The following is a 16,599-nucleotide window of genomic DNA, read 5'->3' as shown; positions in this document are numbered from 1 at the left end:
GGGCCTTCAAGGGATCGCGAGGGAGGAAACGCGCGCATGACCCTGCTGACAATCCTGGCCAGGCCTCTGGTCCGGCTGAACGACATCCTGCTCGCGATCGGACGCTGGGCGGGCGTCGTCGCCGTGGCGGCGATGGTCATCGCGATCCTGATCCAGATCTGGTTTCGCTACGTGCTCAACAACGCGCTGCCCTGGCCTGACGAGGCGGCGCGGTTCTGCATGCTCTGGATGGGGGGGCTGATGGCGCCCTCGGCCTTCCGCTCGGGCGGGTTCGTGGCGATCGACATGCTCGCGGCGATGCTGCCGAAGCTGGTCGCGCGCGGCCTGACGCTGGTGCTTCTGGTGTTCTCGCTGATGGTCTCGGTCGCGGCGCTGAAACTCGGCTGGGACGGGATCACCGGCTTTGGCGGCAAATTCGCGACCGCCTCTCTCTGGGTGCCCGAAAGCCTTGCCTTCGACGCCTGGATCCGTGTGCCGCGCAGCTGGATGATGGCCTCGCTCGTGGTGGGCTTCGCGCTTCTCGTGCTGGTCAATATCGAGCTGATCCTGCGCAACCTACTGGCCCTGCGCACCGGGGACGACCCGCTGCCGCCCGTGCTCGCGATCGCTGGAGGGGCAGAGTGATGCTGGTCTGGTTCCTTCCGCTTTTCCTCGTCCTGATCCTGATCGGCTTCCCGATCTTCTTCGCGCTGCTCGCGGCCCCGGGCGCGATGCTGCTCCTGAACGGGCAGGAGCGCGACTTCGCGCTGCTTTACCGCAACCTTTACAACGGGATGGACAGCTTCCCGCTGCTCGCCATCCCGTTCTTCATGCTCGCCGGCGAGATGATGAACTCGGGCGGCATCACGCGCCGTCTGGTGGAGTTCTCCGAGGCGATGATGGGCCATCTGCGCGGCGGCCTCGCGCATGTGAATATCCTGTCTTCGATGCTGTTCGCGGGGCTTTCGGGCTCGGCGGTGGCCGATACGTCCGCGCTTGGCTCGATGCTGATCCCGGCGATGGAGCAGCAGGGCTACACCCGTAAATTCGCCGCAGCGATCACCGCGGCCAGTTCGGTGATCGGGCCGATCATCCCGCCTTCGGGCATCATGATCATCTATGCCTATGTGATGGGCCAGTCGGTCGCGGCGCTTTTCCTTGCGGGGATCGTGCCTGGCGTTCTGGTCGGTGTCGGGCTGATGGTGATGGTCAAGTTCATGGCCAACAAGCACGGGTTTCCGCCCGCCTCGAAGAAACACACATGGCCCGAGCGGGGACAGGCGAGTTTGCGCGCCTTCTTCCCGCTGATGACGCCGGTCATCATTCTGGGCGGTATCTTGGGCGGCGTTTTCACCCCGACCGAGGCCGCCGCGATCGCCGTGGCCTACGCGCTGATCGTCGGCCTCTTCATCCTGCGCACGCTGCGCTGGAGCGACCTGCCGCATATCCTGATGCGGGCGGGGCTGACGTCCTCGGTGGTGCTGCTGCTCGTGGGCGCGGCGATGGCCTTCAAGACGGTCGTCAGCCTGTCGCACGCCCCCGAAGCGCTGGCGGAGTTCATCCTCGGCCTGTCGCAGAACCCGCTGATCCTGCTGTTCCTGATCAACATCCTGCTGTTCATCGTCGGGATGTTCCTCGACGCGGGCCCCGCGATCATCGTGCTGGGGCCGATCCTCGCGCCGATTTTCACCGGGCTCGGGGTCGATCCGATTCATTTCGCGATCATCATGAGCGTGAACCTGACCGTGGGGCTCGCCACGCCGCCGATGGGGCTGGTGCTGTTCGTGGCCGCCGCGGTGTCGAAGGAACGGGTGGAGACCATCGCCCGCGCGATCCTGCCGTTCCTCGCGGTCGAAGTGGCCGTGATCTTCCTGATCACCTACTTCCCCGCGATTTCGATGACCATTCCCCGTCTGACGGGGTTCGCCAACTAAAACGATACTGAAGCATATAGGGAGGAAATGATGCTCAGAACTTTCGTGAAATCGCTTGCGCTGGGGGCCGTTCTGGCCTCGGGGCTCGGCATGGCCGCGCAGGCTCAGGACGATACGATCACGCTGCGCGCGGTTGCCAACTCGAACACGAATGACGAGGATTACGACGGTCTCGTCGTGTTCAAGAACTATGTCGAGAACGCCTCGAACGGGAAGATCAAGGTCGACCTCTTCATCGGCACGCAGCTGTGCTCGAACGGGGCAGAGTGTCTGCAGGGCATCGCGGATGGCTCGCTCGACATCTACATCTCGACCTCGGGCGGGGCTGCGGGGATCTTCCCCTATGTGCAGGTGCTCGACCTGCCGTATCTGATGCCGAACGACCGGGTTGCCGAAGAGGTGCTGACCCATACCGACTTCACCTCGCAGCTGCGCAAGATGGCGCTGGCGGACAGCGACAACATGATCCGCCTGATGACGATCGGAAACACCGGCGGCTGGCGCAACTTCGCCAACACCAAGCACACGGTGAAAACGCCCGAGGACCTGAAAGGCATGAAGATCCGCACCATCGTCGCGGACCTGCCGCAGGAGCTGGTGAAAGCGATGGGTGCCTCGCCGACCCCGATCCCGTGGCCGGAACTGTTCACCGCGCTGCAGACCGGCGTCGTGGACGGCACCAAGAACGGCATCACCGACATCATGAACATGAAATTCCCCGAGGCCGGGCTGAAATACGTCACGCTCGACGGGCATGCCTACATGGCGGCGCTGTGGTGGATGAACAACCAGAAGTTCAAGGACATGTCGCCCGACATGCAGCGCGTGATCGTGGACGGGTTCGCGGCGCTCCAGCAGGCGACCTTCGCTTCGCCCAAGCGCAAGTCGATTGCCGCCTATGAGGAGTTCAAGAAGGACGGCGGCGAGATCTACGTGCCGACGCCCGAGCAGAAGAAGCAGTTCCAGGATGCGGCGCAGCCGGTCTATGGCTGGTTCAAGGACAACGTCCAGAACGGTGGCGAAGTGTTCGACGACCTGCAATCCGCGGTCGACGAGGCTTCGAAGACGGTCGATGCCGAGCGCGCGAGCGAACTGAACTGAGCCTTCGCGCTTTGAAATGAGAGACCCCGCGCCACCCGGTGGCTCATTCCGGGTTCTGGGACACAACTGCAACGGCTGCCGAGAAATGTCTCGGTAGCCGTTTGATTTTATGAACATATTTTTACACGCCGTTTACACGAGCAGCGGGAGAATTGTCCCGACGCAACAGTAAGCAGAAAAATCGTTTTGGGATTTAGTTGGCAGGAAAAATGGCCAACATCTCGTTCGGTCCTGGAGGCCTTCTTGACAGATCAATACCGAAAGATCGGAGGCCGAATGGTCAAGAAGCTTCAACAGCTGAACCTACCGGAAGTCTATCCTGCCGTGTTGGCAGATTTCAACCTCAATACATGCGGCGACCCAGACTGCGGCAACTTCGGTGTTGCACCGGACTTCACGATCCCGGTGTTCAAAGGAAAAAACGCTGCACAGCGCCAGCAGGCGGCCGCGGCGAGCATTCCGGCCCTGACGACCGGGCTCGGCTCCTACACCATGTCGAGCGACGATCATCATCCCCGTATTTCGGAGGTCTTCGAATACGACGGCGATCCGGTCGGTTGGGACGACGGCCCATCCATGGAGTGCGGTCATCAGCGCGGAAACGGCGTCTGCGACATCAGCTTCACGATCCTGTCGAACGAGCACTTCCTGGAAGAGTATTATCGACTGCTCTTCGCAGGCGGCAGCCTCATGGGTCCGGTATGCGGCGCATGCGGCGCGCGGTATCTCGCGAACCCCGACGAGTTCATCTTCAACGGCACCCACGGGAAACTGGCGGCTGGTGGCAATCGCCGAAGAGCGAAGCCCTCAGGGTTCCGGATCATCCACCGCCCCTGCAAAGGTAAACGTGGCGCGCGGATCTCGGTATCGCTGGATCACCAAGCGCAGAAGCAACTGCGCGACAACGTCCGCATCCTGAGGTGCATCGTCAACGGGGACAGCATCACAACCATGCGCCGTGTGCTGTCCGACCCCGACACCGGAAAACAGATCGGCGTCAGCCGCCTCTACAGTCGAATCTTCTGGTTGGAGAAGACCCTGCTGGCTTTCGAGCAAGCGAAGCTGAGGGAGTGGAAGCAGAAAGAGGATGCGTCGGAACGTTTCAGCCACACGAGGATCGCCCACGATGACGTGACGATCTCTGTCAACTGGGAGAGCCGTCTCGATCGACGGCTCACACCGCTCCAGTTTTCTGTCTCCGCGGATATTCGAAGCGGATATGTTTTCCGGATCGACGCGAACTTCGATCCGAATGTCGATCCCGTCGAGTTCATTGAGGAGCACTACCTCGACGACGCAGGTCAGCCAACCAACCTTCGACAGACCTACACCCAGAAGTCGGGCATCAGCTTCACGGTTCCCAAGATGCACTTCCAGCGGCCCAGTGGGCGGCTGGACGAGGCCATGCTCTTTGCCAGCGCCGAGGGCCGTTGGCGGGTGTTTTCCGAGCGCGTGAACAATGCCTACGAAAAGAGAGTGGATGCCGGCATCGCACTTCCTCCGGAAGTTCAGGACAAACTCAACGAAGCCGAAGACAAACGCTTCCAGTTGGACCAGATCCGGCAGGGATATTTCGGGTTTCACGACACAGACCGGGACTTCCGAGGCAGCTTCAATGGAAGTGTGGTGAAGCCGACCTATACGAAGGCCGCGCACCTCGCGTGCCTGCGGGACATGCTGCCAAAGGGCAAGATCACCCTTGTCGGTGAGCAGGAAGCGACAATGGTCCGTGTCGTGCCGCACGTCTTCAGGGGCATGATCGATGACGACATGTTCGAATGGTTCGTCATCTCTTTCGACAAGGAGGTCTCTGCGCCGAAAAGCAAGGAGCGTATGGCGCGGTTCAGAGAGGCCCTCGAGGGTTACAAAGAGAAGGTCCGCGCGGTTCTCGGCGAGGAAATCTCGGACCGGTATCTCTTGGAACAGTTCTGTGCCGAACGGATGTCTACGGCGTTCACAGAAGCGCGAAACGGGGTGAAAATCCCGTATTCGATCGCGAACTTCCAGTCGCGCCAGTTCCCGCAGATTTGGATACGATCACCGGCCGAGTATTTCGGCGAAACGCGGAAGATCGTCGGATTCCCCCTTCTTCGGAAGAAATATCGCGACCCGCTCAAGAAGCTCGCATTCGATCAAGAGATCAGCGATCCCGACCTGAGGGCCGCGCTGGCGCGACGAGCGCTGAGAGCCACTGTGCAGCCCGTTTCCACCTTTATGGCCTCCTTGCGTCATCGAACGAGTCCAACGAAACGAGCTGGAGGCAAAGGGTCGCGAAACGGACCGGCCTACATCAACGGGGCTGTCTTCAATCCTGCTGTTCTGATGGCATTCCTCAACATCTACAGGGTCCACTACAACTGGTTCGAGCCGCGGCAATACAAGGGCCCCGGCGCGAGCGCCGGCAGCGAGGCACCGGTCGAAGAGGGAATGTCCGCAATTCGCGTTCCCGGGAGCGATGAGACGATCGAGGTGCCCAAGCGCGCTACAACATCGCCGGTGATGCTTACGCCTGCAATGCGGCTGGGCGCAGACTCGGTAAAGGCGAACGGTCGAACGCGGAAGGCGCCTGATCCGAGGCGCGTCCTTTACCGGCCCTGGCTGTATCACGGCACGCCGCTTTGGAAGAAATTCGAGACCCGATAGCTGCGGATTGCCCGATGCGGTGGGGACTCCAGCTCGTTTACGACGCCGTATGTCCTTGCTGAAGGATGTCGATCAGCGGACACTCAGGCGTATCGGAGCCGGTGCAGCACGCAATGGTCTCGTCGAGGACAGCCTCGATCGCCTGAAGATCGCGAATCTTGGCGCGAACCACATCAAGATGGTGGCGCCCCATCTGCTCGACCTCGGCGCAGGTTTGGCTTCCACAATCGACCAGGCCCAGCAGATCGCGGATTTCCTCCATGGTGAAGCCGAGATCCCGGGCCCGCATCACGAAGCTGAGCCGCTCCACATGGGCCGTGCCATAGCGGCGATGGCCCGAAGAGGTGCGCGGCGGATCGGGCATCAGGCCGACGCTCTCGTAGTAGCGGATCGTCTCGAGATTGCAGCCGGTCAGGCGGGCGAGATCGGAGCGCTTCAGCTCGCTCGCGTTGGCGTGATCGTCTGGCACTGGATTTCTCCTTGATCCTGTAGTTGCTACAGACCCTACGTTGTAGCTCGATGAAAGACAACGGGATGAGGCGATGACGTCGGAAGCGATCGAGACCGAGCGAAAGGCTGATGAAAGACCCGACAGGACGGGATGGGCCGCGACCGGCGCCGGGGTGCTCGGCGCGCTGGCAATGACCTCCTGCTGCATCCTGCCTCTTGTTCTGGTGAGCCTTGGCGTTACCGGGGTCTTCATCGGGCAGCTCACCGCGCTCTACGCCTACAAGTGGGTGACCTTTTCCTTCGCGGCAGCGGCGCTCAGCTATGGCTTCTGGAAGGCCTACCGCCCGGCGTCTACCGAGGATTGCGGAGACGGTGCCTGCGCCCGTCCCGTGGATCGCCGTCTGATGCGCGGGCTGCTCTGGGGAGCGCTGGCGGTCGTGCTCCTGGCTCTGGCCTTTCCCTACGCCGCTCCCCTCGTCCTGACATTCTGACACGGAGTTCTCATGAAACGCATCCTGCTTGCTGCGATCCTGCTTGTGGTGCCCGCGGTGGCCCTGGCTGAGGAAGCGCAGACTCGGCTTCACGTCACGGGGCTGACCTGCCCCTCGTGCAGCTACATAGTCGCGACCGCGCTCAAGCGGGTGGACACGGTCGAGATCGCCGAGTTCGTCGAAGGCGACGCCGAGGATGGTATCTATGTTCTGCACTACGACGATTCCGTCACCGACCCCGACGCTCTGATCGCGACCGTCTCCGGCGTCGGATACGGTGCGACTTTGGTCGACGGGAGCGGGTCGTGACCGAACTCGAAACCTCCTCCAAGAAAAATGACCGCCTCCTGAAATACGGGCTGATCGGCACCGTCCTCGTCGCGCTGTGCTGCTTCACCCCGATCCTGGTGATCCTGCTGGGCGCGGTCGGACTTTCGGCCCTGATGGGCTGGCTCGACATCGTGCTTCTGCCCGCGCTCGCGGTGTTCATCGGCATCACCCTCTACGCGCTCTGGCAGCGCCAACGCACCAGATGAAGAGAGACTGACATGAGAGATTGCTGCACTTCCAAGGGCGGCGCCTATGACCTTGCCGTGATCGGCGCGGGCTCCGCCGGATTCTCGGCCGCAATCACCGCTGCCGAGGCCGGGGCCCGGGTCGCCCTGATCGGTGACGGAACCCTTGGTGGCACATGCGTCAACGTGGGCTGCGTGCCATCCAAAGCTCTGATTCGCGCGGTCGAAGGCCTGCACCACGCGCGCGCGGCCAACCGGTTCAACGGCATCGAGGGGGAGGCCCGCGTGACCGAGTGGGCCGCGACGGTGGCACAGAAGCAGGCGCTGGTGGATGAGCTGCGCGCGGCGAAATACGCCGACGTGCTGCCCCGGCACGAGAATGTAGAATACATTGAGGGCCGCGCCCGTTTCGACGACGACGGCCGACTGACCGTGAACAGCGCCGCCTTTCCGGCGACGAAGATCATCTTAGCGACTGGCTCCCGGCCGCATGTGCCGGCCATTCCAGGCATCGAGGAGGTCGACGCCCTCGACAGCACTTCGGCGCTGGAGATGACCGCGCTACCTTCCTCTCTGCTGGTCCTCGGCGCGGGCTACATCGGCGTGGAACTGGCGCAGCTTTTCGTCCGGGCCGGCGTCGCAGTAACGCTGGTAAGCCGCAGAGGCGTGCTTCCGGAGGCTGAGCCGGAGATCTCCGAGGCGCTGGAGATCTACCTTGCCAGGGAGGGCATCCGCCTCGCGCGCGTCTCCGGCTACGACAGTGTGGCGCGCCACGGCGGTGGCGTGCGTTTGACCGGGAACGAGGGTGAGACCTTCAGCGCCGAGCGCCTGCTGCTCGCCACCGGGCGAATGCCGAACAGCGACGGGCTGAACCTGGGTGCCGCCGGGATCGAAACCGATGCGCCGGGCGGGATCGTCGTCGACCCGCAGATGCGCACCGCCAACCCGAACGTCTGGGCCGCGGGCGATGTCACCGGGCGCGATCAATTCGTCTACATGGCGGCCTACGGCGCCAAGATCGCCGCCCGGAACGCCGTGGCGGACGAGGCGCGCACCTATGACAATGGCACGATGCCCTGGGTGGTCTTTTCCGACCCGCAGGTGGCGGGCGTGGGCCTGAGCGAGGCGCAGGCCTGCGCCGCCGGGCACGAGGTCGTCACCTCGGTTCTGCCGCTCGACGCTGTGCCGCGCGCACTGGCGGCCCGCGATACGCGTGGGCTGATCAAGCTGGTGGCGGAGGCGGGCAGCAAGCGGCTGCTGGGCGCGCAGATCCTCGCCCCTGAGGGCGCCGACAGCATCCAGACCGCCGCGATGGCCCTCAGGGCCGGGTTCACCTACGAGGAGCTTGGTGACACCATCATGCCCTATCTCACGACGGTCGAGGGGCTGAAGCTTGCCGCCCAGACTTTCGAGAAAGACGTCGGTGCACTCAGCTGCTGCGCGGGGTAGCGACCCTCGACCACGACAGGAGACCCAAAATCCCATGCCGACCCTTGCCGCCTATATCGGCGCCGCACTTGCCGAAATCGCCGGTTGCTTCGCCTTCTGGGTCTGGCTCCGGCTGGACAAGCCGATCTGGTGGGTCGGTCCGGGCATGGCTTCGCTCGCGCTGTTTGCCTACCTGCTGACGCTGGCTGACAGCGCCGCCGCCGGACGAGCCTACGCAGCCTATGGCGGCATCTATATCGCGGCCTCGCTGTTCTGGCTCTGGGCGGTCGAAGGCGTCCGGCCGGATCGGTGGGATCTGATCGGCGTCAGCATCTGCCTTCTGGGCGCCGGCATCATTATCGCAGGGCCCCGTGCGCCGGTCTGACCCCACGCAGCCACTACGAAAGCACAAGGAGCAAAGATGACCGACAAGCTCGACCTGATCGTCATCGGTGCCGGCATGGCCGGGATCACCGCCGCAAAGAAATGCAGCAACGCCGGCTGGTCCGTCGCCGTCGTCGACGAACTCCCCTACGGCGGCACCTGCGCGCTCAGGGGATGCGACCCTAAGAAGATGCTGCGCGCCGGAGCCGAGGCAATGGAGGCCGCGCAGCGACTGTCCGGCAAAGGCATCGCGGGCGAGACCCGGATAGATTGGCCGGCCCTGATGAAGCACAAGGAGAGCTTCACCGATCCGGTGCCCCAGAGCATGGAGAGTGGGCTGAAGGAGGCTGGGGTGCGGACGTTCCACGGTCGGACCCGCTTCACCGCCGAGGACAGGATCGAGATCGAGGATCAGGGCGAGATCGCCTTCCGCCACGCACTGATCGCCACGGGGGCCAAGCCACGGCCTCTGGAGTTCCCCGGCGCCGAGAAGCTGATCGACAGCACCGACTTCCTGAACCTCGCCGAATTGCCCCGTCGGATCGTCTTCGTCGGCGGCGGTTACATCTCTTTCGAGTTCGCGCATATCGCGGCACGCGCCGGAGCTCAGGTGACGATCCTCGACCGTGGCGCGCGGCAGCTGAAGATGTTCGATCCCGACTTGGTCGACATGCTGCTTGATCGCAGCCGCTCCGCGGGGATCGAGATCATCGACGAGGCCGCGATCGAGCGTGTCGAGAATGCGGACGGGGCGCACCGAGTGGTCTACCGGAAGGCGGATGGCACCGACACCATGGAGGCCGATCTTGTCGTGCATGGTGCCGGGCGGGTGCCCTCGGTCGACCATCTCGAGCTCGGCGCCGCAGGCATCGCGACCGAGCAAGGCGGCGTGAAAGTCACGCCATGGCTGCAATCGCCGTCGAACTCGCGCATCTTCGCGGCCGGCGACGCCGCCGCCTCGCCCGGCAAGCCGCTGACCCCGGTAGCGGTCTTCGAGGGCAAGATCGCGGCATCGAACATGCTCAAGGACAAGCGGACAGAGCCCGATTACACCGGTGTGCCGAGTGTGGTCTTCACCATCCCCGAACTGGCGCGGGTCGGCATGCTCGAGGAAGAAGCGCGCGCGAGGGGGGACGTCGAGGTGCGCCTCACCGACACTTCTGGCTGGTTCTCGCAGAAGCGTTTGGGTGAAAGCCATGCCGGCGCAAAGGTAATCACCGCTAAGGACGGCAAGATCCTCGGCGCGCACATGTTCGGGCCCGACTACGCCGAACTGATCAACGTCTTCTCACTGGCGATCAAGCTGGGACTGACGGCTGCGCAGGTTAAGGCCATGCCGGCTGCCTACCCGACGGGGGCATCCGACATCGGGTCGATGTTCTGAGCCCTGCGCGTCTTCGTCTGGAGGGTTCGGCGCAGAAAGGCGCGATAAGAATGTTCAGAGCCGGGAAACAGATCGTTTCCCGGCTCTGTGTCCCAAATCCCGGAACGAGCCAGCCACCCGGCGCGGGGTCTTCTTTTTGGCTAACTTTCGGTGGGGTAGGGTTCGCTCAGGCCGATAGCCACCGCTCGAGCTTGCCGCTATCCGGCAGGCCGCCCGTATGCACCAGCTTCCCGTCGACCGAGACGCCGGGGGTCGACATCACGCCTGCCATGGCGATCGCGCGGGGGTCGGTAACCTTCTCGACCGACACCTCGATGCCGAGCTTGGCGGCCGCTTCCTTGACCATCTCCTCGGTCTTTTCGCAGCGCTTGCAGCCGGGGCCGTAAACCTTGACGTCCTTCATATCTTTTCTCCTTAGAACAATGCGTTGAACAGGAAGCCGACGGCAAGGATCCCGCTGGCGACGACCCCGATGAAGACCGCGATCAGGCGCAGTTTCAGGACCTGACGCAGGATGATCATCTCGGGCATCGACAGCGCGATCACCGACATCATGAAGGCCAGAACCGTACCGAGCGCCGCGCCCTTGCCCAGAAGCGCCTCGACGATCGGGATGACGCCAGCGGCGTTGGTGTACATCGGTACGCCCATCAGCACCGCCGCGGGCACCGACCACCACGTGCCCGAACCCATGATACGCACCATCAGGTCTTGCGGCACATAGCCGTGGATCAGCGCGCCCATCGCGATACCGATGATGATCCAGATCCAGACCCTGGAGAAGATCTCGCGCACCGCCTCGAGGCCAAGGCGATAGCGGTCGGTCATACTTAGTTCGTCGCTCTCGACCGCGCCCGGGGTGGTCGCGCCGGAATGGATGTCGCGCACCCAGTCCTGCAGCCAGCCCTCGACATGGAGCCTGCCGATCACCCAGCCCGCAACGATCGCGATGGCGAGGCCGAAGCCGAGATAGACCAGCGCCACGGGCCAGCCGACGAGGCCGATGAGCAGGATCAGCGCCACTTCGTTGACCATCGGGGCTGCGATCAGGAACGAAAAGGTGACGCCCAGCGGGATGCCTGCGGAGACGAAGCCGATGAAGAGCGGCACCGCCGAGCAGGAGCAGAACGGCGTCAAGACGCCCAAGCCCGCCGCCATCACGTTGCCGACGCCCTCGCGCTTGCCCGAGAGAAGCGCGCGGGTTTTTTCCGGGCTGAAGAAGCTGCGCACGACCCCCATCGCGAAGACGATCAGGGTGAGCAGCATCATGACTTTCGGCACGTCGTAGAAGAAGAAGGCCAGCGCCTCGCCAGTATGCGTGTCGCGAGTGACCGGCAGCAACGAGACGATCCATTCGGAGAGGGCCGGGAGCTGTTGGTAGATCCCCCACCACGCAACGAGGCCTGCCGCGACGACCACGCTCCACGCCCAGCCGGGCATCCCGCCATGCGGGGTTTCATGCTGTGTCACACTCATGTCGCGTTCCCCTCGAAGCTCGTTCGGTGAGGGGGCCGCAAAACGCGACCCGGTGCCTCATCACGGGCAGATTAGCGCCGGGGGCACGGGTCGCTTCAATGCGCTCGATCAAGTTGGGCGCAATTTCTCATGTCCTGCTGCGAAAGGTCGCGGCTGCGGAAGTCAGGAAGGATCGCGCGCGATGTTACGCTCCATGAGCCGCTGGAACAGCCCGGGCGAGGCGCGGTTGATCCACCACGCGAGCCGCGCGACGCGGCCTACCGGGATCATCGGGCGGTTGCGCTTCAGCCCGGCGAGGATCACCTGCGCGGCAGCCTCGGGCGTCATGTAATCCACCCCGTCCGCAGCCGCTCCGGGACGTGCGATGCCGTCTGATTGCCGCTCGGCCCGGTCTAGATTTGTCGCCACGAAGGAGGGGGCTGCGATCTGCACGCGCACGCCGTGAGGGGCCTCCTCCGAACGTAACGATTTGAAGAACCCTTCCAACGCATGTTTCGACGCGGCATAGGCGGTGCGGTGATAGAGCGGCGAGAATCCCGCCACCGAAGAAATCGCCAGATGCGTGCCGTGGCTTTCCCGCAGCGGTTCGAGGAAATGCCGCGCCATCGCGGTTGCCGCGAAATAGTTGATTTCGAAGACCTTGCGATGTGCGGCCTCGCTCAGCTCGGAGAACGGCCCGATCTGGGTGACGCCCGCGTTGTAGATCGCGAGCTCGATCCGGGGGTGACGTGCGCGGATGTCATCGCAGGCTGTCTCCAGTTGCGCCGGATCGGTCAGATCGCAGGCGATGGCCTCTTCATTCGGCGCGGCGGTAAGGCCCGAGATATCCCGGTCGAGCAGCACGACCTGCCAGCCCTCGGCGCGCAGCCCCGCCGAGAGCGCCTGCCCAAGCCCCCCGGCGCCGCCCGAGATTACCGCGACGCGCGCGCTCATAGCCCGGCCTCGCGCGCCCAGAGGTCAAAGACTTCGGCGCTGGTCAGCTCTGGCGTGTAGCCGAAGACTTCCTTCAATGCGTCGTTCGCAAGGACGGGGCGGTATTGCAGAAAGCGCACCTGTTCGGGCCCGTAGCGGCTCAGGCCCAGCGGATGGGCGAGGGCGAGCGCAGCCTTGATGCCGAGCGCGGGCAGGCGGCGCACCGGTTTGCCCAGACGTCTTGCGAGGTCGGTGACGCCCAGTGCGCCGTCTCCCGCGACGTTGAAGATGCCAGGCGGGCCATCGGTCGCGGCACGTATAAGGATGCGCGCCAGATCGCGGGTCCAGATGAAGACGAAAGGGCTCTCACAACCCCGGATCGCGAGCAGGCGCGGCTTGCGAAACAGCACGGTGATCTGGTTGTCGGTGCCCTTGCCAAGAACCGTTCCGACCCGCAGCACGACCTGCTCGAGGGCAGGGTGGGTGGCGCGCGCTTCGGCCAGCATCTCCTCGACCTGCCGCTTGTGATCGGCATAGGCGAACTCGGGGTTGCCGCGCACCGGATCGCTTTCGCGCAGCGGCACGGGGTTGTCGGCGTGATAGCCATAGGCCGCGCCCGAGGAGGTCACGACAAGTCGCCGAACCCCGACCGAAAGCGCAGCCGCGAGCACCTTGCGCGTGCCCTCCACATCGACGCGGTAGGCGAGCTCGCGCCCCATGCCGGGACCGGGCGTCACGATGGAGGCGAGATGCACGATCACCTCTGGCCGTTCGCGCGCGATGACCTTGCAGGGGGCGTCGGTGGTGACGTCCATCGCCACGAAGCGCACGGCTTCAGGCAAGTTGTCGGGGCATGCCAGATCGGTCGCGATGACCTCATGGCCACTTTCGGCGAGTTCAGCGGTCAGCACGCGGCCGATCATGCCGCCCGCACCGCTAATCAGGATCCGGGGCATCGCGCGGCCTCCTTTCGTCTCATGAATGTCGAGATCGCGAAGCCCGCGATGATGTGCCAGATGCCCCAGAAAGCCGCGACGATTGCCATGCCGCCCAAACCTCCGAAGAAGGCGAATATCAGCACGAGGCCGAGACCTGAATTCTGGATCCCCGTCTCGATGGTGATCGCGCGCCGGTCGAAGGGCGAAAGCCGCGCCAGCGTCGCGGTGCCGTAGCCTCCCGCGAAGGCCAGTGCGTTGTGCAGCACCACCATCCCCGCGATCAGCCCGACGAATTGGACGAAATAGGACCAGTTGGCGCTGAGCGAGAGCGCCACGAAAGCCCCGAAAATCGCCATCGACACCCATTTCAGCGGATCGCGAATGCGGGTCGTCAGATCGTAGCGGTAATGGTTCAGCGCGATCCCGGCGATCAGCGGCAAAAGCAGCATGATACCCACGGTGATCGCCACGCTCACCGGGTCCATATGGGTCTCGTGCAGCAGCGCGCGCGTCGGGGCGTAAAGGCTGCCCCAGAACGCGATATTGAGCGGCGTCAGCACGATCGCCGCCACCGTGGCGAAGGCGGTCAGCGAGACCGACAGCGCCGTGTTCCCGCCCGCCCGATGGGTGAAGAAGTTCGAGACATTCCCGCCGGGACAAGCCGCGACGAGGATCAGCCCGAGCGCAATCGACGGGCTGGGCTGCAGCGCCAGCACCAGCCCGAAGGTCAGCGCGGGCAGCACCAGAAACTGCGACGTGAACCCCACGATCAGCGCCCAGGGCCTGCGCACCAGCGGGCGGAAATCGCGGGGGGAGAGGTCGATCGCGACTGAGAACATGACGATGCCGAGGATCGCGTTGAGCAGATGCAGGGCGCCGGGGCTGAAGTTCAGCCGGACCGCGTCGAGCCCAGTCATGCCGGGGCCTCCCCGCCGAGCGCCTTGATCCAGCCGGTGACCGCCTTGCGATAGGTCGCCTTGTCCACGTAATAGGCCATCCGCGCGAGCTTGAGATAGGCCATGCCGCCGGTCGCACGCTCGAACCCCTCGGCCTTCTTCGCCTGCAGGCGCTTCGCGGCCTCCGATCCCTCGCGCAGCCCGCGAATGTAGCGCGCCACCATCTCGGCTTGTTCGTGACGGCCCTGCCAGCCAAGACCGCTCGCCTCGAGCATTCCCAGCACGAAGAGATCGTCGCGCTTGGGGTGCATCGCGTTAAGGTACAGATGCGGCGCGTCGCCTTGCCAGTTCAGCAGCTCCGGCGCGATGAAGGGGTAGTGCAGCTTGTAGCCGGTGGCCGCGAGGATCATGTCATACTCGGCCTGCGCGCCATCCTTGAAGTGCACCGTTTTGCCGTCGAACCTTTCGATATCCGCGCGCACTTTCAGATCGCCGTGACCTGCGTGGAACAGCACCAGCGAGTTCACGATCGGATGGCTCTCGTAGAGTTTGTAATCGGGCTTGGGAAACCCGTATTTCTGCGGATCGCCGACGAACCATTTCAGCAGCGCGCCGTCGATCTTGCGCTTGAGCCACATCGGCAGCTTGATCGCCCCGCCCAGCGTGTCGGCGGGTTTGCCGAAGACGTATTTCGGCACGAAGTAATAGCCGCGTCGCATCGAAAGATCGCAGCTTTTGCCGTGATGGATCGCGTCCACCGCGATGTCGCAGCCCGAATTGCCCGCGCCCACGACGAGCACGCGCTTGCCGGTGAATTGCGACGGGTCGCGATAGGCCGAGGAGTGGATCAGCTCGCCGTCGAACTGGCCGGGGAACTCCGGCATGTTCGGTTCGGAGAGCGTGCCATTGGCGATCAGCACGCCCGCATAAATCTCGGAATGCTCGCCCTCGCTATCGCGCCAACCGACCCGCCAGCCTTCGCCATCGCCTCCCAGCGGTTCAACCTTCGTCACCTTGGCGTTGAAGCGGTAATGGCGCCGAATGTCGAAATGATCGGCGAAATCGCGGAAATACTGCGCCATCTCGCGGTGGCTGGGATATTCCGCCACCTCCTCGCGCATCGGGAAATGGGTGAATTCCGTCATCCGCTTCGAGGAAATCAGATGCGCGCTTTCATACATCGTCGAATGCGCGCCCTCGATATCCCAGAGCCCGCCCACATCGCTGTGCAGCTCGAACCCCTGATAGTCTACCCCTTGTTCGCCCAGCACCTTGGCCGCGGCCAGACCCATCGGGCCCGCGCCGATCAGGGCGAACCTGCCCCTCGTATCTGTCATCTTGCGTCTCCTCCCGGACGTTCTTAAATTGAACCATTGTTCAAAATAAGCAAGCCCCGATCTGATGACGAAAAAGACGACCGAGAAACAAAGGCTTAGAGCGCCGTCGAAGCGCTCTCTCGCGAGCCGTTCACGGATTCTCGATGCGGCGGAAACGGTGTTCGCGCGGGACGGATTCGAGGGCGCGAAGGTGCGCGACATCGCCGCGCTGGCCGAGGTGCCCCTGGGGCTGGTGAACCATCACGGGGGCTCGAAAGAGGCGCTGTTTCGCGAAGTGGTGGAGCGGCGCGCCGAAGAGCTGGCGCGTCTGCGTCTGGAGGCTCTGGCGCAGGCGAAGGGGCAGGGGGCGCTCGATCTGACGGCGATCCTCGGCTGCTTCTTCCGGCCCTATCTTGCGAAGGCGGCAGGCAGCGATCCGCAATGGCTGGCCTATGCGCGGCTGGTGGCGATGGTCTCGGCCGATCCGGCCTGGGCCGATATTTCTACCGATCTTTTCGACCCGACCGCACAGCGTTTCATGGATGAAATCTGCGCGCTGCATCCCAAGGTGGGCCGGGCGGTGGTGGCAGAAGGGTTCGTCTATTCGGTCGCAGCCCTTCTGGCCTTCCTGACCTCGGAATGGCGGATCGCGGCGCTGGCCTCGCAGTCCGATGCGCAAGCCTCGGTCGAGGGGCTGGTCGCCTTCTGCGCGGCGGGCTGTGCAGCGCGGATCGCGCAGGCCGAGACGTGAC

General features: G+C 64.0%; 18 protein-coding genes. 11 read left to right on the top strand and 7 right to left on the bottom strand.

Annotated elements, in window-relative coordinates:
- Positions 1–36 precede the first annotated feature (36 nt).
- The 4 genes from B6V76_RS04110 to B6V76_RS04095 all read left to right on the top strand — a co-directional run bounded on the left by B6V76_RS04110 (position 37) and on the right by B6V76_RS04095 (position 5,657).
- Complete coding sequence (locus tag B6V76_RS04110; protein ID WP_088725008.1) at positions 37–624, top strand: TRAP transporter small permease subunit; 588 nt, start codon at positions 37–39, stop codon at positions 622–624.
- Positions 624–1,913, top strand: a complete 1,290-nt coding sequence (locus tag B6V76_RS04105) for a TRAP transporter large permease (RefSeq protein ID WP_075774653.1) — start codon at positions 624–626, stop codon at positions 1,911–1,913. Before B6V76_RS04110 ends, B6V76_RS04105 begins: the two co-directional genes overlap by 1 nt.
- A gap of 30 nt (positions 1,914–1,943) precedes the next feature.
- Positions 1,944–3,014 (top strand): TRAP transporter substrate-binding protein DctP, encoded by a 1,071-nt coding sequence (gene dctP, locus B6V76_RS04100; protein WP_075774754.1) that lies wholly within the window; start codon positions 1,944–1,946, stop codon positions 3,012–3,014.
- 276 nt (positions 3,015–3,290) lie between these two features.
- Complete coding sequence (locus B6V76_RS04095) at positions 3,291–5,657, top strand: hypothetical protein (protein ID WP_088726733.1); 2,367 nt, start codon at positions 3,291–3,293, stop codon at positions 5,655–5,657.
- A 37-nt stretch (positions 5,658–5,694) separates the two neighbouring features.
- Here B6V76_RS04095 and B6V76_RS04090 read toward each other — a convergent pair whose 3' ends face one another.
- On the bottom strand, positions 5,695–6,126 hold the full coding sequence (locus tag B6V76_RS04090; RefSeq protein ID WP_088726176.1) for a helix-turn-helix domain-containing protein: 432 nt from the start codon (positions 6,124–6,126) through the stop codon (positions 5,695–5,697).
- Between the two features lie 73 nt (positions 6,127–6,199).
- On the opposite strand from B6V76_RS04090, the gene B6V76_RS04085 reads away from it, so the two are divergent.
- From B6V76_RS04085 to B6V76_RS04060, 6 genes are read left to right on the top strand one after another with little or no spacing between them, the layout of a single operon-like run.
- Positions 6,200–6,598: a mercuric transporter MerT family protein gene (locus tag B6V76_RS04085; RefSeq protein WP_088726732.1), complete on the top strand. Its 399-nt coding sequence runs from the start codon at positions 6,200–6,202 to the stop codon at positions 6,596–6,598.
- A 12-nt stretch (positions 6,599–6,610) separates the two neighbouring features.
- Positions 6,611–6,907: a cation transporter gene (locus B6V76_RS04080; protein WP_078520058.1), complete on the top strand. Its 297-nt coding sequence runs from the start codon at positions 6,611–6,613 to the stop codon at positions 6,905–6,907.
- A complete protein-coding gene (gene merF / locus B6V76_RS04075) occupies positions 6,904–7,134 on the top strand; it encodes a mercury resistance system transport protein MerF (RefSeq protein ID WP_078520059.1) in 231 nt (76 codons plus the stop codon). The genes B6V76_RS04080 and merF overlap by 4 nt, the downstream gene beginning before the upstream one ends.
- Positions 7,135–7,146: 12 nt before the next feature.
- Positions 7,147–8,562, top strand: coding sequence for a mercury(II) reductase (gene merA / locus B6V76_RS04070; protein ID WP_078520060.1), 1,416 nt, complete (start codon positions 7,147–7,149; stop codon positions 8,560–8,562).
- Positions 8,563–8,596: 34 nt separating this feature from the next.
- Positions 8,597–8,926 carry a YnfA family protein gene (locus B6V76_RS04065; RefSeq protein WP_078520061.1) on the top strand — a complete coding sequence of 110 codons (330 nt, stop codon included), beginning with the start codon at positions 8,597–8,599 and terminating at the stop codon, positions 8,924–8,926.
- 36 nt (positions 8,927–8,962) lie between these two features.
- Positions 8,963–10,309, top strand: coding sequence for an NAD(P)/FAD-dependent oxidoreductase (locus B6V76_RS04060; RefSeq protein WP_078602577.1), 1,347 nt, complete (start codon positions 8,963–8,965; stop codon positions 10,307–10,309).
- 166 nt (positions 10,310–10,475) lie between these two features.
- On the opposite strand, the gene B6V76_RS04055 is transcribed toward B6V76_RS04060, so the two are convergent.
- The 6 genes from B6V76_RS04055 to B6V76_RS04030 form a co-directional block, all read right to left on the bottom strand.
- Positions 10,476–10,712, bottom strand: a complete 237-nt coding sequence (locus B6V76_RS04055) for a thioredoxin family protein (RefSeq protein ID WP_088718794.1) — start codon at positions 10,710–10,712, stop codon at positions 10,476–10,478.
- Between the two features lie 11 nt (positions 10,713–10,723).
- Entirely contained in the window at positions 10,724–11,749 is a 1,026-nt protein-coding gene (locus B6V76_RS04050) for a permease (protein WP_088718793.1), read from the bottom strand.
- A 198-nt stretch (positions 11,750–11,947) separates the two neighbouring features.
- On the bottom strand, positions 11,948–12,718 hold the full coding sequence (locus B6V76_RS04045) for an SDR family NAD(P)-dependent oxidoreductase (protein WP_088718792.1): 771 nt from the start codon (positions 12,716–12,718) through the stop codon (positions 11,948–11,950).
- Positions 12,715–13,653, bottom strand: coding sequence for an SDR family oxidoreductase (locus tag B6V76_RS04040; protein ID WP_088726731.1), 939 nt, complete (start codon positions 13,651–13,653; stop codon positions 12,715–12,717). The genes B6V76_RS04045 and B6V76_RS04040 overlap by 4 nt, the downstream gene beginning before the upstream one ends.
- Positions 13,638–14,552, bottom strand: coding sequence for a bile acid:sodium symporter family protein (locus B6V76_RS04035; protein ID WP_088726730.1), 915 nt, complete (start codon positions 14,550–14,552; stop codon positions 13,638–13,640). Before B6V76_RS04035 ends, B6V76_RS04040 begins: the two co-directional genes overlap by 16 nt.
- Positions 14,549–15,868, bottom strand: coding sequence for an NAD(P)-binding domain-containing protein (locus B6V76_RS04030; protein WP_088726729.1), 1,320 nt, complete (start codon positions 15,866–15,868; stop codon positions 14,549–14,551). Before B6V76_RS04030 ends, B6V76_RS04035 begins: the two co-directional genes overlap by 4 nt.
- Positions 15,869–15,932: 64 nt before the next feature.
- Between B6V76_RS04030 and B6V76_RS04025 the strand changes: the two genes are divergently transcribed.
- Positions 15,933–16,598 carry a TetR/AcrR family transcriptional regulator gene (locus B6V76_RS04025; RefSeq protein WP_206184175.1) on the top strand — a complete coding sequence of 222 codons (666 nt, stop codon included), beginning with the start codon at positions 15,933–15,935 and terminating at the stop codon, positions 16,596–16,598.
- Position 16,599 lies beyond the last annotated feature (1 nt).

It is taken from the genome of Thioclava sp. IC9 (assembly GCF_002213225.1).
Lineage (GTDB): Bacteria > Pseudomonadota > Alphaproteobacteria > Rhodobacterales > Rhodobacteraceae > Thioclava > Thioclava nitratireducens.
Note: the sequence above shows the minus strand (reverse complement) of the source record. Positions and strands in the feature narration are given on the sequence as shown.